Source organism: Frankia sp. Mgl5 (assembly GCF_023242985.1).
GTDB classification, from domain to species: Bacteria; Actinomycetota; Actinomycetes; order Frankiales; family Frankiaceae; genus Parafrankia; species Parafrankia soli.
This window is the reverse complement of the sequence record NZ_JALKFY010000120.1, coordinates 1-274: the sequence shown is the minus strand read 5'-3', so window position 1 is coordinate 274 and position 274 is coordinate 1. Positions and strand designations below refer to the sequence as shown.

The 274-nt window shown below is 54.4% G+C and carries 1 pseudogene; it reads left to right on the top strand.

What is annotated here, in order from left to right:
* Positions 1 to 274, top strand: a pseudogene (locus tag MXD62_RS08630) (endonuclease MutS2); the annotation flags it as partial.

Genomic DNA, 274 nt, shown 5'->3' with positions numbered 1-274 from the left:
AAGAGAAAGCAAGCGAGTTGGTGCCTTTTACCCATATAGATCAAGTTCGCTATGCGCAGCAGGCAACGGACGAAGGAGCCACTGTGCTTCGTTTAAAAGGAAGCGTGCCGCTTGGAGGCATCCGCGATATACGTTCCCCGCTGCAGCGCGCCCGACTGGGTTCGATGCTTGCCCCAGTGGAACTGCTCGATATTGCCACAACGATTGCAGCGGGCCGCCGGCTAAAAAACTTCCTGATTGATCTCAGCGATGATCAATCTTTGCCGATCTTGCG